We start from the raw sequence: 24696 nt of genomic DNA, 5'->3' as shown, positions 1-24696 counted from the left end.
ATCACATTTTAAGAGAAACTTTCAGTTTGAAAGAAGTGTCCTACTCAAAATCTATTTATATTTATAAACTGATTATTCTGTTACCATGGGCGCAGAAGTCTACCAGGCACAGGTTATAAAAAATTTCTTTGAGACGATAACCGGTACCGACAGGAACCTGACCCGGATTTATATGTGTGTTGTAAGCCTTGCAAAGCTTCGCATGGAATCTCCCGAGAAAATAACTCATTTAATGGATCAGATGCGCAAGAGCAAGCAAAAAAGGGAGCTTTCCATAGACATCATAGACTACGTCTGCACCTGTGCTATAGAAATGGATATGCAGAGCGTAAGCACGGCGTTCGGTGTTACAGAAATAGCAGGGATGGCTGACAGTTTTAACTCAATAAGTCTGGACTCACTCTGAACGAAAACCTTACAGTCAGGATTAGGTCCGGATTACCCACAATAGATAATATTACTTTTTTTCAGGAATTTTAAAAAATTACAGGCTGAAATTTTGGATTTTGACCATTTAAAATAATGATTTAAAAAAATGTAAGATTTATTGCAGATTTTCCCCGGGTTTTCCTTCAATTGAAGGAGTACCCTCAATTATGGTTTCTTTTCCCTTAAGATCAGACATTTTTTCCGCAAGAACCTCTTTTTCTTTTGAAAATTCTTCTATTATCTTAACTTTCCTTTCCCTGAGACTTTCGACTCTTCCTGAGGCATGTTCTATTTCTTTTCCAATCTCCTCATCCCTATCCTTAAGACCGGAAATCTTTTCAGCACGACCGGACGCGGAAACGGACTTTTCAAGAGATGATATTTCACCGTATATTTCAGAATACTTGTTGCAGATATCATAAACATGAGAGACAAACATCCCTTCAGATGAGAAGAAACGCTCTTCGGATTTATTCTTTACAAACCCTTTGTTTACGTCAATGTATCTCTTAATCTGCGGGTACAGAGAAAGGTACTCACTGCGAATCCTTTCAGCGTCCTTTTTTCCGGGCGACAACATGTAGTCGTCAAGAGAGAAAAGTTTCTTTGAAAATTCTATATTCCCGTCTTTTTCCGAGGCATAGATAATCTTTCTGAAAACATTTGAAACAGTTGCAACCGCGAGGTGATAATTGTCCTTCAGCTCGGATATTTCCTCTTTAAGGGATGAGATTCTTTCAATCTGCCTCTCGTACTCCAGATATTCCCTGCTTTTTTTGCACTCAGATATCTTTTCTGAAATCAGGGACTTTTCCTTATTTCCGGAATCAATACTCTCTTCAAGGCTTTTAATCTCGCCGGAAACCGCAAAATACTCAGAGTGCAGGGACCCGGTTTTTTCATAGGAATTTCTTACGCAGGATATCTTTTTTTTAGTATCCATTGCGGGCTTCATTTCTTTATTAAAGGAATTTATCTCGCGGCCGATAAGATCAACAGAGCTTTTTATATCCTTCATCTCTGACGGAAAAGCGGCATGGATATACTTGCCCTGCCCGGAGAGACATTTTCCTGCTGCCTGCACCACTGCCACAAGGGCCTTGTAGTATTCCTCGGGGTCATCGGGGAATTCGCCGGGAAGGCATTTTTCAAATGCAGATACGAATGCCGGAACAGATTTTTCGACAACTACTCTTACCCGCGGGGGGATATCGGCATCGTCCTCAATTTTAACCTTGGAAAGACTTTCAACCTTTTCTTTCAGCCCTTCGATTTCCCGGGATATTCCGCTTCTGGATTTTTCGCAGAACTCCTTAAGGCTTTTCTCTGTTTTTTCACCGGATACATCAAGATATCCAGAGATTTCCGCAAATTTCACGACACAGGGTCCGCTGTCCTCTTTAGAGAATAGTTTTTTCAAAAAACCTGCCATATTTCTGCCCTCATTTTTTTAAATTTAACTATTATACCCTTCAGTCGGTACCTGAGATCCTGCAGAGACGTTCAACGCCGTGAATCTCCTCAATCACATCTACAACCGGCCGGGGGACAAGTTTCTGCCAGTCACCGCCTGCAAGCATCCGCTTTCTTATCTCGGTTCCGCTGTGCGAGTCTCTTTCGTACATATCAGGCGATTCGACCTCTATTCTGCGCTCATGAAACAGCTGCACAACAAGAGGATTGCTTGAAAACACCCTCTGAAACGGGGGAGCCATAGACGTTACGTGCGCAACCCACAAAGCGTTTCTCTGCAAATCTTCTATGGGAATGACATAATACCGGCACGGGAGCCTGCCCTCAAGAGACCTTGTTATCATCATGATCCTCTCGCCTGCGGTAAACGGGTTGTTTATATCGTGGCTGAACTGCGCACTTCCTATTCCGATAATAATCTCGTCAACCTGTTTTGATATCCTCTCAAGAACAGACTGGTGACCGTTGTGATAAGGCTGAAATCTTCCGATATAAAGGCCTCTTTCTATATTCATCACTGTCCTCCTGCCATATTCGCGATAAGGGCGGCATACGCCCCTGCAGTGAACCCTGCATCAATGTTTACTACAGTCAGGACTGCGCAGGACTGCAACATACTCGCAAGGGCGGCTTCACCCCTTCCCATATACCCGTACCCGATACTTACCGGGACACCGATTACCGGCCTGTCGACAAGACCTGCAATTATCGTCGGAAGAGTCCCTTCGCGGCCAGCACACACAACAAAAGAATGAGCATCCAGGAGGTCTTTTACAGCCGGAAAGAGCCTGTGTATGCCTGCGGCCCCTGCATCATAGGCGGTTTTGACGACGCACCCCATCTCCTCTGCTATGACCTTTGCCTCCTCCGCAACGGCTATGTCAGAGGTGCCTGCCGTAATTATACCAACAATACCCCCGGTCTTTTCAGGCGGAGGCACTCTTGATACGACAAACATCCTGCCTTTCCTGTTGTATTCATAGGAATATGAATTCTCATTACAGAATTTTTCAAGGGATTCTGCCTGTTCAGGCAGAACCCTTGATGCAATGCATCTTCCTGAAGCTTCGGTTATTTTTCCGACAATTGCAAGAAGATGGTCAAGGTCCTTATTTTCGGCAAGAACGACTTCGGGAATGCCGCACCGGATATTTCTTCCTGTGTCAATTTTTGCACATTCCCCTATCATGTCAAGCCTGATTCCTCCAATCTTTACCTCTGCTTCCTCTACAGATATCTCACCGTTTTTGAAGCTTTCGAGTACACTTTTAAGAGTTTTGTTTTTACTCATACCGGATAACTAACATATGGTCAGAAGTCAAATAATAAGTATTGTCATGTCAATGAGCTATCTTGTATATATAGCTGTCTTCGGTGCAGCAGCTGTAGCCTACCTGTGGCTGCGGGACGCGAGAGTCTTTTACAGGACAGGTCTTGCAGGATACCGGAAATCTGCATATTACGGCGTTTTTTATACTGCCCTTTCTCTTACGGGAGTTTTATTCGCACTCCGGGGACTGGACCTGATAGGTCTTGGTCTTATACTCCTCGCGCTGTACCTTCAGGGAGGGATTAAAAAGGAAAAAAAACAGATCTGGTCTGAGAAATCCACGACGGCAGACAGAATTCTGGGAAAAGCTGAAAGGCCGGTCAGGAAGACCAGACAAAAATGAGTTTACAATAGCTGCAATCAGATTAAAGCCTGAATAAGGCTGTGATTTAAAATTATAAGCCCTGAACAGATACAAAAAAATACATGATACAACTGAAAAACGTTTAATAAAATATTTATTCCGAAAAATTATTTTTAAGGGATTATCTGACGGAGATTAAAAGGATGCTTCAGAAACCAAGGGGAACAAGGGATTTTCTGCCCAAAGAGATGGAACAGAGAAGAGATATAGAGATGCGTCTGAGGAAAGTCTCGGGAAAATGGGGATACAGGGAAATATGCACGCCTACATTTGAAAACCAGGAGCTTTACACTGTCCGCTCGGGTGAAGGCATTATAAAAGAGATGTACACATTCGAGGACAAAGGCGGACGCATGCTTGCATTAAGGCCTGAAGGAACGGCAGCCGTTTTAAGGATGTACGTAAACGAGGCAAAAGTCCTTTCAAAGCCCGTGAGATGGTGTTACCTTTCCGACTGCTACAGGTATGAACGTCCGCAGAAGGGAAGGTACAGGCAGTTCTGGCAGTTCGGCGCAGAACAGATTGGCGCCGACACTCCTGAAGGCGAAGCCGAAATTATTCTTCTTGCTTATGAAATGCTCAAAGCAACAGGCGTTACGTTCACTCTTCATATCGGTCACCTCGCACCGATGAAGCACCTTCTTTCAGACCTCCCTGAAGATGACAAAAAAGCGGTAATGGCCCTTTTAGACAAGAAAAACTTTGAAGACCTTAAAATATATCTTGAAAGACTCAAAAAAGAAGAACTTTATGATTCACTGAAATCTCTTATCGAATGCGAAACGATTGATGAGGCACTGAAAATCTGCGGTGACATGCCCGGCCGCGAGAGAATGGAGGACTTAATCAGAATTCTTGACAGCCAGGACATTGAATACAGGCTGAACCTTGGAATCGTAAGAGGCCTTGACTACTACACCGGTATGGTCTTTGAAGGATTTGCAGACAACCTCGGCGCTGAAAACCAGATAATAGGCGGCGGCTCATACCGCCTTGCACACCTTTTCGGGGGAGAAGACGTTGCTTCGTGCGGTTTCGGGATAGGTTTTGACCGCATAATGGTTTCATTAGGAGATTTCACTCCGAAAAAAGCACCCTGCGTTGCTGTGGTATATACTCCCGAAACCGCCTCGTATGCATTTTCGGCCGCAAAAAAATTTCGTGAGGGAGGTATTACAACAGAACTGAACATCCTTAAAAAAGGTATTGCAGCCCAGATGAAGCATGCGGCAAAGACAGCAGACTATGTCGCGGTTATAGGACAACGTGAAGCAGAAGCAGGGACCGTCACCCTGAAGAACATGGAATCGGGCGAACAGAAGGAGATCAAAGCAGAAGACGCCATATCAGAGGTGAGATAAAATTTGGAGTTGGCTGAACAGCTTGCTGAAAAACAAAGAAGTATAAGCGTTGCAGAATTTTTTGAAAAGAACAAGCACCTCCTCGGGTTCGACTCTCCTACAAGGGGAATAATTACTACTGTAAAAGAGGCTGTAGACAACTCCCTTGACGCCTGCGAGGAGGCTGAGGTCCTCCCTGATATCTACGTCGGAATTAAAAGGACGGGAAAAGACATCTACAGAATAATTGTAGAGGACAACGGTCCCGGAATCGTCCCAAAGCAGGTGCCTTTCGTTTTCGGGAAGCTTCTCTACGGGTCAAGGTTTCACCAGATAAAGCAGAGCCGCGGACAGCAGGGTATAGGAATAAGTGCAGCCGTTTTGTATGCCCAGCTTACAACAGGTGTTCCTGCTGTGGTCATCTCAAGAACCGGGCACAACTCAAAGGCAAACCGCTTTGAGCTGATGATCAAAACGGAATCCAACGAGCCGCAGGTCTTAAAGCACGAGGAGATAGAATGGGACAGAATGCACGGCACCCGTGTCGAAATAGAGTTTAAAAGCACACTTTCTGCAAAAAAAAGGCTTCTGGACTACCTCAGGTACACCGCGGTCGTAAACCCGCATGCACGAATAAAGACCGACATTGACGGCGAAAAATACAACTTTGAAAGGGCTTCGGAAGAGACGATAGTCCCACCGAAGGCTATTGCGCCCCACCCCCACGGCATTGAATTCGGGACACTAAAAAGAATGGCCGAGGCAAGCCACCTCAAACTTAAGGAGTTTTTAATAGAGGGGTTTTCAAGGGTGGGAAGCAAAAGCGCTGATGAAATTCTCGGGCTTGCAAATTTAAATCCTGAAAGAAAGGCATCAGGACTCTCATCGGACAACCTGAAAATACTTCTTGACGCGATGCAAAGTGTCCAGATACCCCCTCCACCGGCCTCGCAGTGCCTCTCACCGATAGGCGAGGAGAAGATTGTCCAGGGAATTGACAAGGAATTTGAGCTTGATTTTGTCAGGTCAAGGACCAGAAAAAGTCAGGTCTTCTCAGGCCATCCTTTTATCGTTGAGGCAGCCATCGGTTACGGGGGCAAACTTGATTCAGAAGGGCAGGCACAGATACTGAGGTTTGCAAACAGGGTACCTCTTCTCTACCAGCAGGGCGCATGCATCATAACAACCGCAGTATCAGGGGTAAACTGGAAGGCTTACAACCTGTCCCAGCAGGGAGTCCCGACAGGACCTGTTCTGATACTTGTCCATGTCGCGTCCACAAACGTCCCGTTTACAAGTGAAAGCAAGGACGCTATAGCAGCAATTCCCGAAATAGAAAAGGAGATAGTCCTGGTGCTCCAGGACCTTGGAAGAGAGCTTAAGAACTACCTGTCAAGGCGCGACAAAAACAAACAACAGGAGGAAAGAGCTCGTGCGGTATGTTCGATTCTGCCTGACATCGCATCGAAGGTCGGTGAAATAGTAGGAAAACCGGCACCTGACATAACGCCTCTTGAAGCACAGATAATGCACAAAGTGGTCGTCAAAAAGAAAATTTCTGGCGGGAAAGTTGAAATTTCCGTAAACAACTATACAAGAAACCCTGCCGCAATGACCATATACAACATGTCAGGGGACAGCGCATCCGACGCAACGGTAAAGCCTGACTTTGTCGACAGGATAGGCGACGAATACAACAAACTCTGGAAGATTGAGGTCGAGCCTGAATGTACATGGAACACAGTGTATTCGGGCACATCCCATGGTTCTGTCAGTGTCAGGGGCGTTGATGAAAAACTTCTGGTCGTGGTTGATATAACATGAAAAAAGAGGAAAGTGACAAAATAGCGGACTGCAAACTCCTGGAGATTGCTGAAAAATGGTATCACCAGATGCAGAGCGCTACAATACCTTATATCTCAATTCCTACAAGGACAAAGCACAACATAGAGTACGACGAGGGCTCGGAGGTCTGGAAGTACGGAGACAAAGAGACAACGCGTTCAGCGGGTTCGTACAAGAGTGCTCTTCATATTCTAAAAATGGCTTACGTGGTAAGCTTTCTAAAAAAACAGCTTAATGAAAACAGGTCATCCACATTAAGGGAGATGTATTATATCTCCGAAGGCTGGAAAAAGGCCAAGTTCGGAGCACAGGACGAAAGCAACCACCTCGTTGAAGACCTTGAAATCATAACCGAGCTTTCGAGAGAGTCGTTTCACCTGAGACCTGAAGAGGACGGGGCATCAATATACGGACCTCTTAAAATACGCGAGAGGACAAGAAGGGGTGTACGGGAAATCCACTGCCAGCAGGACATAGGAGAGGCCGGCTACCCTATTCCAAACAATGTCGACAACCTAGAGTTCGTCGATCACGACGCGAAGTTTATAATCGCTATGGAGACAGGCGGTATGTACGCAAGGTTAATGGAGAACGGTTTTGACGAAGAGTATAACGCCGTTCTCATTCACCTCAAAGGCCAGCCCGCACGTTCTACGAGAAGAGTTTTAAAGCGCCTGAACCAGGAGCTCAACCTGCCCGTAGTAGTCTTCACCGACGGTGACCCGTGGTCTTACAGGATATTTGCAAGTGTCGCATACGGCTCGATAAAATCCGCCCATATGTCAGAAACACTTGCAACTCCTGGTGCACAGTTTATCGGCGTTCAGCCCTCCGATATCAGCGGGTACAACCTTCCGTCAGACCACCTGACAGAAGGTGATATTGCGGCTTTGAAGGCAGAACTGTCTGATCCCAGATTTGATACAGAGTACTGGAGAAATGAAATAAACCTTCAGTTAAAACTCGGTCTTAAATCAGAACAGCAGGCTTTTGCTGCAAGAGGACTTGATTTCGTTACAAGGGAATATTTACCGGCCAGGCTTTCAGAGATGGGGATTATCTGATGGCTGATTATACTCTGGGGCTTTTTGCCAACCTCTATCCCAGATATGAAGGAGACAGCAGGGGAATATTTGTTAAAAGAATGGTTGATTCTCTGGAAAAAAATGGTGTCAGAGTCATAAAAGCAGTAAAAAAGAGTACATCTCCATCGGCTTATCTTTCATTTTACACAGATTCGGTTATTAAATCGTTCAACGAAGATATAGACATATTTCAGGCTGAGTATATCCCGCACAGCAGCATTATACCTGCCTTAATGAAAGGTAAAAAACCTCTGGTTCTCAAATTCCACGGTGATGACGGACTGATATACCCATATAAAAATCATTTTAACAGGGCATTATTTAATCATTCAGTAAGTCACGCTGATCACATCATTACATGCAGTAAAGCACTGAAATCCTCTTTGATTTCACTGGGTGTTAAACCTGATAAAATAACTCCAATTGCAAACGGAGTCGATACAAACAGGTTCAGACCAATGAACAAACAAATCTGCAGGGATAATTTTAAAATTCCTGGAGAATCATGTGTTTGTTTATACGCAGGAAGAATCCACCCAATGAAAGGAATTTTTGAAATTATCGAGTCTGCAAAATTAAACAGTGATGTTACTTTTATATTCGGAGGCCCCGGACCAGTACCAAATCATCCGGAGAACTGTATTTTTCTGGGAGACATAAATCCTGAGAATATGCCACTACTTATGAATGCCGCTGACTTTTTGGTTTTGCCAAGCCATTCAGAAGGTCTGGGTCTTGTACTTCTTGAAAGTCTTGCCTGCGAAGTCCCTGTTATCGCAAGCAGTGTCGGAGGATGCCCTGAAATAGTTAAAAACAAAGAATCCGGCTTTTTGGTGACACCAAAAAATGTAGAAGAGCTTTCAAAATCAATCAAAATTTTGAAAAATAACCCGGACCTGAGAGAAAAAATGGGAAAAGAAGGAAGAAAAGATATACTGACTAATTATGACTCTGAAGTACTTAACAGTCAACTTATTTCAGTCCATAAAAAATTAATAGAAGCAGGAAAGGCTTAAAAATCAGACCTGAGGTTATAAAATATAACAGATTATTTATGGTGAATATCAAAGAATAAAGAATATAGCCTCCCTAGCATTTTTCCAACGTACTGCCGGAGCAAATTATCTGAATTTACATATCCATCTATAATGACCTCTGATTCTTCGATGCATACATCATGAATATTAGCAGTTTTACTTAATGAATGATACCTGAATGCTGCAAAATTGCCGTTGCACCACAAAGGTTTTTCAATCTTTAAAAATTTCATAAACAATTCATAATCAAAACAAAAACGTAAATTTTTGTTAAATCCACCTACACTTAAAAATAAATCCTTTTTCCAGAAAGTAGAGGGCTGTGTTATAAAATTTCCAAGATAAGTCATGGTAAACATATTTATCGGGAGATATTTTGGCTGATCATTCATTGGAACAGAAAATTCATCGACAAAAACAGTTTTTCCAGTCAGCCATCCTGAAAGAGGATCTTCTAAAAATTTCTCTGCAACCTTAAAGAAAGTTCCCGGGTAATAGAAGTCATCCGAATTTATATATGCCACAATATCTCCTGTTGCCATCTTAATACCTTTGTAAATCGCATCTGCCTGACCTTTGTCCGGTTTACTTACCCAGTAATCAATAAAATCGTCATATTTTTTTATAATTTCAACACTACTGTCTGAAGACCCGCCGTCTAAAATGATATATTCCAAATTCGGGTAGTTCTGCAATAAAACAGAGCGAACTGTTTCTTCCAAAAAAGAATCCTGGTTAAAACTAGGAGTAATTACTGATATTTTTGGCCAGTTGGTATTTTCATCATTACCAATATAGAATTTTGCTGAATCTTCTGTCCATGGCCACCCCTGAAGATTTTTACAGGGTTTTGGCAGACAGGAATAATCCAAACAATACATAATTATAAATTTGTCAGCTGGTTATTCATAACTTACTGCATAAAAAATTGTTGAATGATCAATGTTAACTTGGTATGAACTTAGAATCCCGACAACACCGTTTCATAAACCTTTTTGGTATTTTCAGCGGATTTTGCCAGAAAAAAAGCTTTGAACTCTGATAGATATTTTTTTGAATATTTGGAAAGATTATGGAATTGCATAAAAAATTACTTTTCTTTGACCAGTGCCTGCCCAGAACTCTCTTTTTCAGAAGGTTTCCATTGTTTGAATATTTTAGACCAATCTTAAATTTAAGATAGGACATTTTTTAAATCTATTCGTTAATTCGGAAAAATACCCCTAAAATTTCTTCATATCGCTGGAAATTAAACACCTGACAATCAAATAATACTTCCATAAATTACTCGATTTAAAATTTTATCAACAAATACTCTTGCCCAGATATTAGGCAGACAATCTAACTCTTCAGAATATGCCCATTCGAAATCCTTTTCCTTTTTTATATTTCCACAAACCGTAAGGCTATAGTCAGGCCTTTGAAAACCTAAAATACCAAATCCAATCCTTTATTTATCATTCCATAACTTCCAAACCAGATAAAATATCTCTTTATTTTATTGAAACCTCTTTCAAAAAAATGATATTTTAGATTTATCTTTCCTAATTTAAAAAAAAATACTTTCTGTAAATTCATTCTTGAGCAACAAAAATGCCCAATTAATAAACTTTTATTTTTACAAAACGTGATATTCATATAAAAACCAGATAACCAATAACAATTCAGTCAAAATAACATGTGTAAATAAAATAATGATATGAGGAGGAATATTGTTGCTTAATGGAAAAAAATTGATATTTCTGAGTTTCTGGGAGATGGATATAGAAAGTTTTCAGTTATATAAAGAAATTGGAGAAATCCCATACTGGTTATCTGTAATATATGGGTACAACGGAATCATCGACAACTTTACAGACACTAACTACAAAAACGATTTTTTCAGAACAGTATATCTTCACAGATACAGCATAAATACAAGAATACTAAAAAATATCTGCATATATTGTTATTTGTTTTATATGGCAAGATCAATAGATATTTTATTCCTTCTTCATATAAGCCCTGAAAATTTATTAAGAATGATAATTTACAGGCTTGGAGGCGGAAAAGGAAAAATATATGTCAAATTAGATATGTCTCCATCTGGAGTATTCCCAAAGAAAAGTCCCTTGTTTTGGGAAAATATGGATATCAAACGCAGGTTATTTCATAGAATTTTTAAAAATATGCCTGATATTTACACTGTAGAAACAAAAAAGGCATATAGGGAAATATCTGCTTCTTATTATGCAGACCTGGTAAAAAGTGAAAAATTATATTTGATGCCAAATGGTTTTGATCCGAATATACTTACAGAAAACAATGTAGAGAAAAGAAACATTTCCGAAAAAGAGAAAATCATAATTACTGTAGGAAGAATCGGGACTTATCAGAAGAATACAGAACTGCTCCTCAAAATTCTGGAAGATGTAGACTTAAAGAACTGGAAGGTTTACATAGTAGGACCTATTGAGTCCCTTTTCAGAGATAAAATTAATGAATTTTATTCACTAAATCCCGCTAAAAAAGACTCAATAATTTTTACAGGGAACGTTAGTCAGAAAGACCTCTATGAATATTACAATAAATCACGTATATTCATCCTTACCTCACGGCATGAGAGCTACGGATTTGTGCTGGCAGAAGCTGCATACATGAACAATTACATAATCTCAACAGATACCGGAATAGCAAAGGAATTACTTGAATATACCTCCGGAACCGTAATAGAATCAAAGAATGAAAAAAACTACGCTGAAGAATTACAAAGAATTATCAACTTACCTGACAATGAACTAAACAATCTTGTACCGGAAACCGATAAAAAGGAAATAACATGGGAATGGATTCTAAGAAATAATGACGGTATAAAAAAACTTTGCAAAGCTTAAAATAAATAAAATAAAACTTTAATGTTTTGTTCCATACCACTCAACAGTTTTTCTCAAACCTTCATCGAATCCCATCTGAGCTTCAAAACCAAACTCCTTCCTTGCACGTGATACATCAAGGCACCTTTTGGGCTGGCCGTCAGGCTTTGTTTTATCCCAGACAATTTTTCCTTTAAACCCTGTTATTTCAGAGATCTTTGACACCAGATCTTTGATTGTAATCTCCATCCCGGAACCCAAGTTTACAGGGTCAGCCCCGTCATACTTTTCAGTTGCAAGGGCAATTCCACGTGCTGCATCCTCAACGTACAAAAATTCCCGCGAAGCGCTTCCCGTCCCCCATACTTCAACAGTCTGGTCGGAATTTCCTGCTTTTACGGCATCTGTAAATTTTTTAATCAGGGCAGGAATCACGTGTGAACTCGCCGGGTCGAAGTTGTCTCCCGGTCCGTAAAGGTTTACCGGAAGAAGATATATTGAGTTAAAACCATACTGATGCCTGTAAGCCTGGCTTTGTACGAGCATCATCTTTTTTGCAAGGCCATATGGCGCATTCGTCTCTTCAGGATAACCGTTCCAAAGCTCTTCCTCCCGGAACGGGACCGGAGTAAACTTTGGATATGCACATATTGTCCCGACAGCAACAAATTTTTCAACATCAGCCAGACGTGCTGCCTCCATCAGCTGAATGCCCATCATTGCGTTATCGTAGAAAAGCGATCCAGGGTATTTCTGGTTATAACCAATGCCTCCAACCTTTGCCGCCAGGTGAATTACTATGTCTGCACCCTTAACAACCTTAACACAGTTTTCCCAGATTCTCAGGTCTATATCCCTGCTTCTTGGAACAATAATATTTTTCCGTCTTGCACCTGCATCTTCAAGCTTTCTGACAACATTGCTTCCTAAAAAGCCGGCACCACCAGTTACAAGTATCTTTTTTCCCTCAAGATTTGACATATTCTATAAAGCACCTTAGATTTCTGTTTATTCAGATTAATAACAGATAATATTATTTATTGTCCAAACCAGTAGAAATGACTTTTTATATCCTTTTCATCTACCCTACGTATCAATTACACTAATTATATCCTTTTTTCTGCCCGAGATACAACCTGCGATATTCTCCGTTTTGTTCAAGAAGTTCCAGGTGAGTGCCTTTTTCAACAAGTTTTCCTCCTTTTAAAACATAGATACTGTCAGCATTCTGCACAGTTGAAAGCCTGTGCGCAATAATTATTACAGTCATATTTTTGGACAGCTTTTCAACGGACTCCATGATTTTCTGCTCTGAAAGGTTATCAAGAGAGCTTGTTGCCTCGTCCAGAAGAAGAATCTGCGGCTTTCTAAGAATAATACGTGCAATGGCAATTCTCTGCCTCTGTCCTCCTGAAAGCTTTATGCCCTGGTCACCGATAACAGTGTCATAGCCGTCTTTTGTATTCATTATAAACTCGTGAGCATCGGCAAGTTTTGCTGCATTAACAATCTCCTCGTCAGAACACTCAAGACCAAACTTAATGTTCTCTTTTACAGTATCATGATAAACAAATGTTTCCTGACCGATATATCCCAGATTTCGCAAATAATCTGAGGTATTTATTTCGTTAAGATTTACCCCGTCTATAAAAATACCACCTGAAGAGGGCTTATACAAAAGTGCAAGAAGATTTGCTGTCGTGGTTTTTCCCGAACCGGAACTTCCTACGATTGCAATTTTCGTATTTTTTTGGATATCTAAAGACAAATTACAGATTGTATCTGACATGTTATCCTTAAACCTGAAAGATATATCTCTGAATTCAATTGTATTTTCAAAAGAGAATCTTTTTTTGTCTGATTTTTCATGAAAATCTACAGAATCTTCAAAAGACTCCTCTGTAAGAATATTATACAGCATTTCAAGTGCAGGGAGATACTGAACCAAAAGAGACATATTGGTCTGGGCATAGCTTAAAGAAGGCACAAGACGGTACAGACCAAGCATAAAGGTTCCAAAAATACCTATATATGATATGAAATTACCACCAGTATACAGGTACAGAAAAATACCACCCAGTGCAATTATTGAAAACATTATAAAATCATTTGCAATTAGAGGGATTTTCCCTAAAGCATAAACATTAGTATAGGCTTTTTTCAGCCTTTTTATTGCAGAATCATATTTTTTGTGCCAGCTTTTAAGAGAGCCTGTGATAAGAATTGTCTTTATCCCTGAGATAAACTCCTGATAAACAACGGATTTGTCCTTTAAAGATTCGTTCAGAACATTGCTGTTCCTGTAAACTCTTGAGAAAAGGTATTTTTTTACTACCAGTGCATAAAAAATTCCAAGAATTATCACTCCTATTGTGAGCCAGAATGACAGATAGAACAAAAGAAGGAGATACAAAAAAGCCATAAGTGAATTCCTTATAAATTCCACAAACTGGTTTATGGCCTGGCTGGAGTCCATTACAGCTCCCTGACCAATGTACAAAAGATCACCCTGTTTTTTTCCTGCAAAATAACTGTAAGGCCGGCTCTGAATTCTTTCAAAAACTCTTCTGTCAAGAGAATCTCTTACAGTTGAAAAAAGATACGAACCTCCGTATACAACTACACTATAGATCACGGCAATAACAACCGTCGTTATAAGAAGAAGAAAAGCTGCTGCAATGAAAGGGTTTACAGAAGAGGGAAGAAGATAATCATAAAAAGCATCAAGAAGCTTCGGCTGGTTTTCAACACCAAGACCATAATTTATTATAGGATATACCAGAGAAATTCTGAAAACTTCAAGAAAGCTTAAAAGTATAACTCCCAAAAGGTAAATCAGAAGCATCTTTTTAAAAGGACTAAAAAGATAATTCATTATTTTTACTGAATCACTTATTACGGACATTACAGTATAAACCTGAAAAACAGATATGGATTTGATGATATTTTAACCAACTGCACAACAAAAAACATTTACATAATTCCATAATACTATTTTCCTTACGGAACAAAACTTACATACAACATGAAGCAAATCGCCCTCTACGGAAAGGGAGGTATAGGAAAATCAACAACTTCTGCAAACCTCTCCGCTGCCCTTTCTGAAAAATCTCTCGATATACTCCAGATTGGATGCGACCCGAAACACGACAGCACGCGCATGCTTATGCACGGTGAGTGGATACCTACGGTCCTTGACCTGGTAAGAGCAAAAGGAGATGCAAACCTTACGGTATCCGATGTCATCTATACCGGTTACAACGGCATAAGATGTGTTGAGGCGGGAGGTCCTGAGCCCGGTATAGGGTGTGCAGGACGGGGTATTATCGCTACATTTCAGCTCCTTGAAAAACTGGAGGCTCTTTACGGTGATGTCATCGTATATGATGTCCTGGGAGACGTGGTCTGCGGGGGATTTGCCATGCCTATGCGGGAAGGATATGCACGTGAGGTCTACCTTGTCACTTCAGGAGATTTCATGGCACTGTACGCTGCAAACAATATATGCAAGGCTATTGCAAGACTCTCAAAAAGAGCAAAGCCCTGCTGTTTTCTCGGCGGGGTCATCTGCAATTCCCAGAATATAAAAGACGAATACGAACTGGTGTCTGAATTTGCCGGAAGAATAAACACAAAACTTCTGGGATTTATCCCCAGAAGCCAGATTGTAAGGATAGCTGAAGTTAACAAACAGACGGTTCTTGAATATGCTCCTGACTCGGAGCAGGCAGGGATATACAGGCAGCTCGCAGAGACCATTATGAAAAATACTCCGGACCCTGCAAAAAAACCGACACCTCTTTCGATGGATGAACTCGAAAAACTTGCCCAAAAATACATCACGGCTTGACGGGTGTACTGTAACAGGTGCACTGACGGTCACTGCATTCATAAAGGATGCGGCAACGATAGTTCACGGTCCGGCCGGGTGCACCCACCAGTCGTCATCGGTTTTTCATTCGACAATGCTCTACAACGAATGCTTCGATATTCCTGAGATTTTTACATCAGGGCTGAACGAGAACGGAGTCATATTCGGCGGAGAAGGGATGCTCAGAGACGCAATAGAAGAGGCATTAACTGACGACTACAAATGCATATTTGTAGTCGGAACCTGCATAAGCGACACTATAGGCGATGATATAGATGCCGTTTGCGAAAGTTACGATGAAATTCCCGTAATTCCCGTTCAGACATCAGGATTTCTCGGGGGCTCTTTTGAAAGAGGTTTTATATCGGCACTGAAAAGTGCATCAAAACTTATTGAACCTGACAAAATAAATCCGGCTGATGCAGGACAATCATCCTCTTTTGAAAGGCCTGAAAATAACAGGCCTGTCGTTAATATAATCGGGGAAAAAAACCTTGAATACGAGGCCGAATCAAACTTCTCGGAAGTAAAGAGGCTTATAAACCTCCTTGGGGCTGACATAAACGTCAGATTCGTGAGAAACATATACGTTGACGATATCAAAAAATTTGCAGACGCATCACTAAACGTAATCCGCGAAGACCCTACAGGAGAGATAAAAAGCCATTTTGATAATCTTACCAATATCCCGTCGATATCCTCATACCCTTACGGCATCTCGGGAACGACTGAATTTTTAAGACTTGCAGGGAAGTACCTAAAAATTTCACCGGCCCGGGCAATAGAGGAGGAAACGGAGAACCAGAAGGAAATGTTCTCACAGTTTGAGGACTTAAAAGGGGAAAAAATCTCCTTTGACTCATTCGGGTTCCAGAAAACGGAAAACAGTCTCCTCGGAGAAATTGCCTATTACGCAGGAATTGTTACCAACCCCGAGGGAACGGTAATACCGGTTCCCTTTTACACGCCTGTCGGCACAACCGGAGTCAAAAGAACTCTTATGCAGTGGAGACGGTTTATAAATGCGTGAAGCCTGCTCAAATCCTCTTTGGCCGTGTGCAATGACAGGAGCCGCCTCCGCTCTTGCAGGCATAAGCGACCTGGGTGTCATTGTAAACGGGTCATCCGGGTGCTACTACTACGCGGATATGGCCATTCCCGATACATTGTACAGCACATTTCTTGTCGAAGATGAAGTAATCTTCGGGACAGCAGAAAGACTGACCGAAACTGTAGAGAGTGTCTCTCAGTTCTGCAAAAAAGTCGCGGTCATAAACACCTGCGTCCCTTCCATTATGGGAGAAGACATTAAAAGTATTCTGTCAGACTATGACGTGTTTTTCGTTGATGCCGGAGGATTTAAAGGTGATTTTGACTCAGGATGGAAGAGCGCCTGTGAAGCACTCGCCCTCTCATGCAACGAGTCAGAAAAATCAGTAAACATTGAAGGAATATGCTCCCTTGACCCCTATTATATAGGCAATTTAAATGAGGCTAAAAGACTTTTAAGCCTTGCAGATATTCCCGCGGGGCCGGTCTTTTTCCATGACACTTATGATGCGATAAAAAATCCGTCATGCCTTTCGGTTTCAGTTAACCCTGACTACAACACAGGCGCTGCAAAGAAATGTCCCGCCATCCTCGGAACTCCTGAAGAGGTAGAAAAGGCAGTTGAAGATATTTCGGCTTACTTCCCGGAATCCAACCCTGAAAAGATAACCAACCTTTCAGAAGAGACCTCGGAAATTCTTACAAAAGCCGGAGACAATTACCTCAGGAAAAACGACCCGCCACGTGTTGCGGTATTTTCAACGAAAAACTACACAGAGTTTGCATGCAGAATACTTACAGAATACATGGATGCCGAAATAGTTTTTGCCGGCGCAAGAAACGGGGAATCGTCCATGTGTTCAGGTGTAAAAATAGAGCATGTGAACAGCATCCGTCCTGTATCATCACGTATAAAAGAAGAAAAACCCGACCTTCTCATTGGGTCTTCATACGAATACGCCAGGTTCCCGGAAATACCGTTTATGGGTCTTACATTCCCGATAAGACATATAAAAATGCTTTTTCACAGACCTCTCGCGGGAATCGAAGGAAGCCTTTATTTCCTGGACTCTGCAATAAACGCTCTTGAATCCAAAAAAAGAAACTGAAAACTGATTTTTATCCTGAAAAACACAAACAAAAAGAAAAAAAGCAGAAAAATCAGCATGAGAAAAATAATCCCTGCCTTGTTATATGAAAACCCAAGTATGCAATCAAAACCAAGCCTATTGACTGAATTATTGATTATTCCATTATATTTCCGCAGTTAGGACAGTAAACCCTTTCACTCTCCCTTTTTCTTGGCATAGTGCACCCGCAGCTTTTGCATATAAATGAACCCTCTTTTTCACAGAAAACAGCGGTCCCGAAATGTATACTCCTTCTGCCCAGATCAGGTCTTTCCGAAGACATTACACTTTGGCTGTCAAGGCACCGGCCCCCGCCTGAAATCATTCTTTCTATAGCTTCACTGACTGTCGCGTTTCTGATAATATACTGCTTTATACCCGAGTCCATGAAGACTCTGGTCGACATCCTCCCAAAATCTCCTGCAACGACAGCATCAGCTCCGAGTTTTACAACAGAGTCAGCAGCAATAAGACCTGCACTTCCCGGCCTGTCCACTGCTTCATTCGAAATTACTGTACTTGTTTTTACTTTGTTCCCTGAAAGATCAACTACACAGAATGTCCCGCATCTCCCAAAAACGGGCGAAACACTGTCATCAGGACTTCCGTTCCCCATGCCTGCGACTACAAGCCGTTTCAATACAATTCCCCCGGTTAACTTTGTAAATCTATATTATTTTATGTATTCATCTAATAGCTTTTTATCTTTTAAGTTCCCGCCACACATGGGCAAAACGCTGAATTGCCGTGAAATGACCAAGGAAACCGAAAATAACAAGAACCCAGCCTAAAATACTCATCCCATAAACCCCTGCCGGAATGAGTACTGTTACCACTCCGCCCCCGATTAAAAGGACAAGCCTGTCAGCCCTGCCGAGCACGCCGCCATAATATCTTCCTGCACCGACAGCCTGTGCCTGCGTGCCAAGATAGGAAGACATTAAAACACCTGTAAGCGCAAAAACACCAATCTGCCAGGGTGCAAGGCTTCCCCCAAATATTCCGCAGATTATGAATATGTCTGCATAACGGTCAAGAACATGGTCAAGAAAATCACCGCGCAGACTTGCAGCATTCATTTCCCGCGCAACAGCACCGTCTATTGCATCGAAGAATGCATTCAGGAATACAAAAACCACACCCGCGATTATCCAGTATTCATAAAAGAAGGCGCCGGCAATAACTGCGGCTATAAAGGCAAGTATAGTGCATGCATTTGGTGTCAGTCCTATTTTTACGCATGTCCTTGCAACAGGGGTCACTATTCCTGCAACATGGGGGCGGTAATTGTCAAGTGTCATATTCTTTCACCTAAGTATTCTGACCAGTCAGTACTGCCGTACCTGAAAGAAGTTTTACCCTCAATAAACATCTCTATTTCGTCGGCGGTTTTTTCAACATCCGCAAACGTCGTGTCAGACTCAAATATTATATCCCCGGGATGAACTTCAAGAGATTCTACCAGAACGACATCCAGGGCCTCTGCCATTGCATTTTCGGATGCTTTTTCTTCCGAATAGCCACGTTTTAAAAGACGTTTTTTAAGGACGTCTGGTCTGCACCGAAGCACTACCAGACGCCTGCACGGAAGCAGATGGGTTATATGCCCTTCGATTATCCCATCAAAAGGCTTAAACTCTTCAACCCATTTGTCCTCATCAATTATTTCAGTATTCCTGTCAGGATCAGCTCCTATGATGTATTTTTTTGCCGTATCATTCTGGGACACTACATTGTAGCCTCTTTTTTTCAGGACTTTTGAGACAGACGACTTTCCCGTTCCTGGTGTTCCTGTTATGCAGACCGTCATTTTTCTTAAATCTCTTTTATGGACTTCAGGAAAAGCTCATTCTCCCAGTCATCCCCGACACTCACCCTGATAAAGGTGTCCCCTAGTGTCGGAAAACTTGCGCATGACCTAACAATTACTCCCTTTTCCGCAAGTTTTCGCATCGCATCATCTCCCTTCATCGGAGATACGTCAATCATGACGAAATTTGATCCTGAAGGGTACACGGGGTAGCCTGACTCTTTTTCAAAACGGCTGCGCCATTCTTTCACGTGGGAGAGGTAATCCCTGACATATTCCCTGTCTTTCAGGGCACCCGATGCAGCCGCGATGGCAACCGAATTCAGCGCGAACGGAGTCTGTGCACGAAGGAAATAAGGCATGAACCATTCCGGAACAAAAGCGTATCCGACTCTCATTCCCGCAAGGCCGAATGCCTTTGACATCGTCCTTCCGATTATAAGATTGTCGTACTTCTCCATAAGAGGTCTGTAATCGGTATCACAAAAATCGACGTATGCGTTGTCCAGAAAGAGCATGCAGTCAATTCTTTTAAGGATATACTCTATGTCAGCTACGGGCGTCACGGTCCCTGTAGGGTTGTTCGGCGTGCATAATATAGCAAATTTTGCGCCTTTGCATCTTTCAATAAACCTGTCGCAGTCGACCGTAAAGTCATTTTCCCTCCTGACATTTACCGCCTCTCCCCCCTGCGCCCTGACCGAAAGACCGTAAAACGAAAATGTTGGTGTACTTATGCAGACTTTGTCTTTGCAGTCAACAAGTGTCCTGACAACAGTCTCTATGACGCCGTCCATCCCGACGCCAGTAACTATATTGTACCCCTGACCGTGATAGTCATTCAAAGCCCCGACAAAGGCCTCTGCAGTCTCGTCGGGGTACCTGTTCAGGGAATCAAGTGACTTTACCGCTTCTTCAACAGCGTATTTTGAAGGACTTTTTGGGTTTTCATTGCTTGCAAGGCGGGCCGGGTTTTCAAACCCTGCATTTTTTGCTATAACCAATGCGTTTGTTGCAAAAACATAGCCCCCGTCCTCAAATACCTTTCTGATGAGATTCTTCATAACATGGCTCCCGGATATGAATAAAAAAGGATAGTATCATTTACTGCCCGTATTTTCAGGCAGTCGCATCAAACGCTTCTTTGATTACGGATACACCCTCTTTCAGCTCGCCCTCAGTTATCGTCAGAGGCGGGACAAGACGTATTGTACCGTGCGATGCACAGTTTACCAGAACACCCTTTTCACGGCATATTGACGCAATCTTTGCGCAACGCTCCTCTCCTGCCGGGACGCCTATAATCAAACCCATCCCGCGGGGTGAATACTCTTTGAGACCGTCCATTATTATTTTGCCTTTTTTCGGGACGTCTTTTAAGTTCTTTTCAATTACGCCGATTGTTGCAAGAGCTCCGGCACAGACAAGAGGACCGCCTGCAAAAGTGCTCCCGTGCTCTCCGGGGTTAAATGTCAGGCCTTTACGGGCCACAATTGCACCCATTGGAAGACCGCTTGCAATTCCCTTCGCTATTGATACGATATCAGGTTTCACACCTGTACTCTGGTAATAGAACCAGTTACCGGTCCTGCCCATTCCGGTCTGGACTTCATCGCAGATCATAAGAGCACCTTTTTCATCGCATATTTTCCTGATGCCTTCATAAAAACCTTCTGGTGCAGGAATTACTCCGGCCTCGCCCTGGATTCCCTCGACAATCACCGCGGCCGTATTCTCATCAACAGCCCCTGAGAGATCCTCAAGGTTTCCGTACTCAACGAACGTACACTTGGGCTCAAGAGGTCCGAAGGGTTCTCTTATCGCAGGTTTGTGAGTAACCGCAAGGGAACCCATAGTGCGCCCGTGAAATCCATTTACAAAGGCGACGAAATTCTTTCTTCCTGTTCTGATTCTGGCAAGCTTAATTGCACCATCGTTTGCCTCCGCACCGGAATTGGAAAAGAAAGCCTTTCCCTCGGGAATACAGGATATCTCAACCATCTTTTTTGCAAGCTCTCCCTGGTTCGGGACATAGAAGAGGTTTGAGATATGAATCAGCTCCTTTGCCTGGCTGCAGATTGCCTTTACAACATCGGGGTGGCAGTGACCTGTACTGCACACAGCAATTCCTGCGACAAGATCAAGGTATTTATTTCCTTTTTCGTCCCAGACGTAACTGCCGCTTCCCTTTACAATTTTAAGATCACGGCTGAAGGCCTTCATGAAATAGAGGTCTTCAAGCTCCTTCGAACCGAGTATTTCTTCCATCTTAATTTCCTGCTTTTTTAGCTTTTTTCAGATTACTGCATTTTCCCGGCGGATGCCGGAATTTCATTTTTTTATTTCCATTCGATTTTCTTTTCTTTAAGGAATTTCCCCTTAAGTTTACTCGTATTCTATTGTCGCCGGCGGTTTCGGAGTTATATCATATACAACCCTTGATGCGCCGGGAATTTCGGCGGTTATCCTTGACGCTATCCTGTTGAGAACGTCCCAGGGTAGTTCAACAGGGTCAGCTGTCATTGCATCGCGGGAATAAACCGCTCTTACAGCTACAATCCACCCGAGAAGGCGGACATCGCCTTTGACACCGGTTCCAAGTCCAATTACAGCGGCAAAACACTGCCACGGCTTGTATTTTTCGACAATCTCATCTTCGACAATAAAGTTGGCCTCTCTTGCGACCTCAACCTTCTCTTCGGTCACCTCACCAATGCACCTGACCGCAAGACCCGGTCCCGGGAAAGGCATTCTGCGCTGTATTTCCTCAGGAAGGCCGAGTGCTTTTGCAACATCCCTGACTTCGTCCTTGTAAAGGTCAATCAGGGGCTCGATGATGCCTTCAAAGTCAATGTCATACGGGAGGCCCCCGACATTGTGATGGCTCTTTATTCCCCCCTCGCTCTCGATGATGTCAGGGTATATGGTCCCCTGCAGAAGATAGGAGGCCCCGGTTTTCCTGGCCTCACGCTCAAATATGCGTATAAACTTCTCACCTATAACCTTTCTCTTCTTTTCAGGGTCGATAACGCCTTTGAGGGCATCCATAAACTCCTTTCCGGCGTCTATCGTAAGAAGGTTCATACCCGAGAATACCATGTTTATCCTCTCAGTCTCACCCTTCCTCATAAGCCCTGTGTCAACATATATGGGGACTAACCTGTCACCGATGGCACGTCTTGCAATTTCCGCACATACTGAGGAGTCAACACCTCCAGAAAGAGCCATGACCACCTTTTTGCCGCAGGACTTTTCTTTTATTTCTTCTATTGCGTTTGCAATGAATTTTTCAGTATTCACCATTTATTCATACTCCACGATTTAGTTCTAACGGATTTTTACCGGCTTCATAATGTTTCCGGACTTTTTGGCTGTAACTTCTTTACTGTATATTTTTGCAGGCATCTCAAAGAGATGCGATAACCCGAATTTACGGTGTCTTTTCTCACTCGCCCTTTCTTCTGTTAGCGCACGCCTCAACAAAACCTATGTAAGGTGGTGACGGGTGTGTCGGGGTCGACTTAAACTCAGGATGAAACTGCGTTGCAAGGAAAAAGTCCTTTTCAGGGATTTCGCAGGACTCCATCCTGGGCCCTGACGAGCCTGAAAACACAAGACCGGACTTTTCGATATCACCGATATACTCAGGGTTGACCTCATACCTGTGGCGGTGACGCTCGACAACCGTATCAGACCCGTAAAGTTTTTTTATCATCGTATTATCCTTCAAATCAACGGTACAGTTACCAAGCCTCATAGTCCCGCCGAGGTCGGTCACATCCTCCTGTTCAGGAAGTATGGCAATCACGTGCTTTCCTTCGCCCATTTCTTCAGAGATGGCGTTCTCCCACCCGAGAACGCTTCTGCAGAATTCCACGACTGCAAGCTGGAAGCCAAGACACAGGCCAAGGAACGGGATGTTGTTTTCACGTGCATATTTTATGGCACGGATTTTTCCTTCGATTCCTCTCGGCCCGAAGCCGCCGGGGATTAAAATTCCGTCGACGTCACGGAGTTCACTCTCTTCATAGGATTCTGCATCCACCCAGTATATGTCAACCTCCGTTGAAAGACTTCTGCCCGCGTGTTTCAGTGCCTCCTTTATCGAGATGTAAACGTCTTCCACACCGTATTTGGTTACGATTGCAACCGAAGCCCTTTTTGTGTACTCCCGGCTGACAATCCTGTACCAGTCGTTTTTCACAGGCCTCTCCTCAAGACCGAGGAAGTCGCGTATGACATCTGCCAGCCCTTCTTTTTCCATTTCCATCGGCACTTCATAGATATCCTTTGCAGTCGCAGCCGAAATGACCGCCTTTTGTGAAACGTCACAGAAATCCGATATCTTTCTTTTTGTCGATGAGTTCATAACGGTCTCGCTTCTTCCGACAATTATATCCGGGTGAAGACCAAGTTCACGCAAAACTTTCACCGAGTGCTGCGTAGGCTTTGTCTTATGATCACCCATATTGTCCTCCGGGACGAGTGTCACATGGACAAGGACTATATCTTTTTTATTAAGTTCGCCTGCCATCTGGCGCACGGCCTCAAGAAACGGCATGCTTTCTATGTCTCCGACCGTTCCTCCAACTTCCACAAGACAGATTTCTGCTGTACCGTTGCCGTTTGAGTTCTCTGCGGCCTTTCGTATGAATTCCTTTATCTGGTCTGTGATATGCGGAATTATCTGGACTGTTGCACCGAGGTAGTCCCCGCGCCTCTCTTTTTCTATAACAGTCTGGTAGACCTTTCCTGTAGTGATATTGTGGTCAGACGTCAGGTTGATATCCAGAAATCTCTCGTAGTTGCCAAGGTCCAGGTCAACTTCTCCGCCGTCTTTTAAAACGAACACTTCACCGTGCTGCGCCGGGTTCATGGTCCCGGCATCTATATTCAGGTAAGGATCTATTTTCACAGCAGTAACACTATATCCCCTGTTTTTAAGGATTCTGCCGATGGACGCAGTGGTTATCCCTTTTCCAAGGCCACTCATCACACCGCCTGTAACAACAACGTATTTCAAGACACCCTCTCCAAAGATAAATATACTATACATTTTCTCCCTGAAAGAAAATAAAAT

General features: G+C 42.9%; 23 protein-coding genes. 10 read left to right on the top strand and 13 right to left on the bottom strand.

Translation table 11 applies throughout. The annotated features are described in order from the left end of the window. The first annotated feature begins 85 nt into the window (after nucleotides 1-85). The gene (locus J2128_RS12495; RefSeq protein WP_209691792.1) at nucleotides 86-406 is read left to right on the top strand and encodes a hypothetical protein; all 321 of its coding nucleotides are present in this window, start codon (nucleotides 86-88) and stop codon (nucleotides 404-406) included. A gap of 138 nt (nucleotides 407-544) precedes the next feature. Here the strand turns inward: J2128_RS12495 and J2128_RS12490 are convergent, their stop codons facing one another. The 3 genes from J2128_RS12490 to larB are packed head-to-tail and all read right to left on the bottom strand — an operon-like array spanning nucleotide 545 to nucleotide 3193. After that, entirely contained in the window at nucleotides 545-1861 is a 1317-nt protein-coding gene (locus tag J2128_RS12490) for a hypothetical protein (RefSeq protein ID WP_209691791.1), read from the bottom strand. Between the two features lie 40 nt (nucleotides 1862-1901). Next, a complete protein-coding gene (locus J2128_RS12485; RefSeq protein WP_209691812.1) occupies nucleotides 1902-2411 on the bottom strand; it encodes a nicotinamide-nucleotide adenylyltransferase in 510 nt (169 codons plus the stop codon). A 5-nt stretch (nucleotides 2412-2416) separates the two neighbouring features. Then, on the bottom strand, nucleotides 2417-3193 hold the full coding sequence (larB, locus tag J2128_RS12480; protein WP_209691790.1) for a nickel pincer cofactor biosynthesis protein LarB: 777 nt from the start codon (nucleotides 3191-3193) through the stop codon (nucleotides 2417-2419). Nucleotides 3194-3209: 16 nt separating this feature from the next. On the opposite strand from larB, the gene J2128_RS12475 reads away from it, so the two are divergent. From J2128_RS12475 to J2128_RS12455, 5 genes are all read left to right on the top strand, one after another. Further along, nucleotides 3210-3575, top strand: a complete 366-nt coding sequence (locus tag J2128_RS12475) for an ABC transporter permease (protein WP_245323797.1) — start codon at nucleotides 3210-3212, stop codon at nucleotides 3573-3575. A 164-nt stretch (nucleotides 3576-3739) separates the two neighbouring features. After that, nucleotides 3740-4957 carry a histidine--tRNA ligase gene (gene hisS, locus J2128_RS12470; protein ID WP_209691789.1) on the top strand — a complete coding sequence of 406 codons (1218 nt, stop codon included), beginning with the start codon at nucleotides 3740-3742 and terminating at the stop codon, nucleotides 4955-4957. 3 nt (nucleotides 4958-4960) lie between these two features. After that, nucleotides 4961-6760, top strand: a complete 1800-nt coding sequence (locus J2128_RS12465) for a DNA topoisomerase VI subunit B (protein ID WP_209691788.1) — start codon at nucleotides 4961-4963, stop codon at nucleotides 6758-6760. Beyond that, the gene (locus tag J2128_RS12460; RefSeq protein ID WP_209691787.1) at nucleotides 6757-7845 is read left to right on the top strand and encodes a DNA topoisomerase IV subunit A; all 1089 of its coding nucleotides are present in this window, start codon (nucleotides 6757-6759) and stop codon (nucleotides 7843-7845) included. Before J2128_RS12465 ends, J2128_RS12460 begins: the two co-directional genes overlap by 4 nt. Further along, nucleotides 7845-8882 (top strand): glycosyltransferase family 4 protein, encoded by a 1038-nt coding sequence (locus tag J2128_RS12455; protein WP_209691786.1) that lies wholly within the window; start codon nucleotides 7845-7847, stop codon nucleotides 8880-8882. The genes J2128_RS12460 and J2128_RS12455 overlap by 1 nt, the downstream gene beginning before the upstream one ends. 32 nt (nucleotides 8883-8914) lie before the next feature. On the opposite strand, the gene J2128_RS12450 is transcribed toward J2128_RS12455, so the two are convergent. Continuing rightward, nucleotides 8915-9775: a glycosyltransferase family 2 protein gene (locus J2128_RS12450; protein ID WP_209691785.1), complete on the bottom strand. Its 861-nt coding sequence runs from the start codon at nucleotides 9773-9775 to the stop codon at nucleotides 8915-8917. Between the two features lie 843 nt (nucleotides 9776-10618). Between J2128_RS12450 and J2128_RS12445 the strand changes: the two genes are divergently transcribed. Further along, complete coding sequence (locus J2128_RS12445) at nucleotides 10619-11776, top strand: glycosyltransferase family 4 protein (RefSeq protein WP_209691784.1); 1158 nt, start codon at nucleotides 10619-10621, stop codon at nucleotides 11774-11776. Nucleotides 11777-11794: 18 nt separating this feature from the next. Here the strand turns inward: J2128_RS12445 and J2128_RS12440 are convergent, their stop codons facing one another. Both J2128_RS12440 and J2128_RS12435 read right to left on the bottom strand, forming a co-directional pair. Then, nucleotides 11795-12736 (bottom strand): GDP-L-fucose synthase, encoded by a 942-nt coding sequence (locus J2128_RS12440; protein ID WP_209691783.1) that lies wholly within the window; start codon nucleotides 12734-12736, stop codon nucleotides 11795-11797. Between the two features lie 121 nt (nucleotides 12737-12857). Then, nucleotides 12858-14660, bottom strand: coding sequence for an ABC transporter ATP-binding protein (locus J2128_RS12435; protein WP_209691782.1), 1803 nt, complete (start codon nucleotides 14658-14660; stop codon nucleotides 12858-12860). A 120-nt stretch (nucleotides 14661-14780) separates the two neighbouring features. On the opposite strand from J2128_RS12435, the gene cfbC reads away from it, so the two are divergent. From cfbC to J2128_RS12420, 3 genes are read left to right on the top strand one after another with little or no spacing between them, the layout of a single operon-like run. After that, nucleotides 14781-15605, top strand: coding sequence for a Ni-sirohydrochlorin a,c-diamide reductive cyclase ATP-dependent reductase subunit (cfbC, locus tag J2128_RS12430; protein ID WP_209691781.1), 825 nt, complete (start codon nucleotides 14781-14783; stop codon nucleotides 15603-15605). Next, nucleotides 15565-16656, top strand: a complete 1092-nt coding sequence (locus J2128_RS12425) for a nitrogenase component 1 (protein ID WP_209691780.1) — start codon at nucleotides 15565-15567, stop codon at nucleotides 16654-16656. The genes cfbC and J2128_RS12425 overlap by 41 nt, the downstream gene beginning before the upstream one ends. After that, entirely contained in the window at nucleotides 16649-17785 is a 1137-nt protein-coding gene (locus J2128_RS12420; protein WP_209691779.1) for a nitrogenase component 1, read from the top strand. Before J2128_RS12425 ends, J2128_RS12420 begins: the two co-directional genes overlap by 8 nt. 136 nt (nucleotides 17786-17921) lie before the next feature. Here the strand turns inward: J2128_RS12420 and J2128_RS12415 are convergent, their stop codons facing one another. From J2128_RS12415 to J2128_RS12385, 7 genes are all read right to left on the bottom strand, one after another. Beyond that, complete coding sequence (locus J2128_RS12415; RefSeq protein ID WP_209691778.1) at nucleotides 17922-18446, bottom strand: NifB/NifX family molybdenum-iron cluster-binding protein; 525 nt, start codon at nucleotides 18444-18446, stop codon at nucleotides 17922-17924. A gap of 61 nt (nucleotides 18447-18507) precedes the next feature. Continuing rightward, complete coding sequence (locus J2128_RS12410; protein ID WP_209691777.1) at nucleotides 18508-19107, bottom strand: CDP-alcohol phosphatidyltransferase family protein; 600 nt, start codon at nucleotides 19105-19107, stop codon at nucleotides 18508-18510. Next, nucleotides 19104-19616 (bottom strand): adenylate kinase family protein, encoded by a 513-nt coding sequence (locus J2128_RS12405; RefSeq protein ID WP_209691776.1) that lies wholly within the window; start codon nucleotides 19614-19616, stop codon nucleotides 19104-19106. The genes J2128_RS12410 and J2128_RS12405 overlap by 4 nt, the downstream gene beginning before the upstream one ends. A gap of 5 nt (nucleotides 19617-19621) precedes the next feature. Then, nucleotides 19622-20680 carry a histidinol-phosphate transaminase gene (locus J2128_RS12400; protein ID WP_209691775.1) on the bottom strand — a complete coding sequence of 353 codons (1059 nt, stop codon included), beginning with the start codon at nucleotides 20678-20680 and terminating at the stop codon, nucleotides 19622-19624. A 55-nt stretch (nucleotides 20681-20735) separates the two neighbouring features. Next, nucleotides 20736-21884: an aspartate aminotransferase family protein gene (locus tag J2128_RS12395; RefSeq protein ID WP_209691774.1), complete on the bottom strand. Its 1149-nt coding sequence runs from the start codon at nucleotides 21882-21884 to the stop codon at nucleotides 20736-20738. Between the two features lie 117 nt (nucleotides 21885-22001). Continuing rightward, a complete protein-coding gene (gene guaA / locus J2128_RS12390) occupies nucleotides 22002-22919 on the bottom strand; it encodes a glutamine-hydrolyzing GMP synthase (protein ID WP_209691773.1) in 918 nt (305 codons plus the stop codon). 142 nt (nucleotides 22920-23061) lie between these two features. Next, the gene (locus J2128_RS12385; RefSeq protein ID WP_281069321.1) at nucleotides 23062-24639 is read right to left on the bottom strand and encodes a CTP synthase; all 1578 of its coding nucleotides are present in this window, start codon (nucleotides 24637-24639) and stop codon (nucleotides 23062-23064) included. Nucleotides 24640-24696 lie beyond the last annotated feature (57 nt).

The sequence above is a fragment of the Methanomicrobium sp. W14 genome (assembly GCF_017875315.1).
In the GTDB taxonomy this organism is placed as follows: Archaea; Halobacteriota; Methanomicrobia; order Methanomicrobiales; family Methanomicrobiaceae; genus Methanomicrobium.
This window is presented reverse-complemented; position numbering and strand designations above follow the sequence as displayed.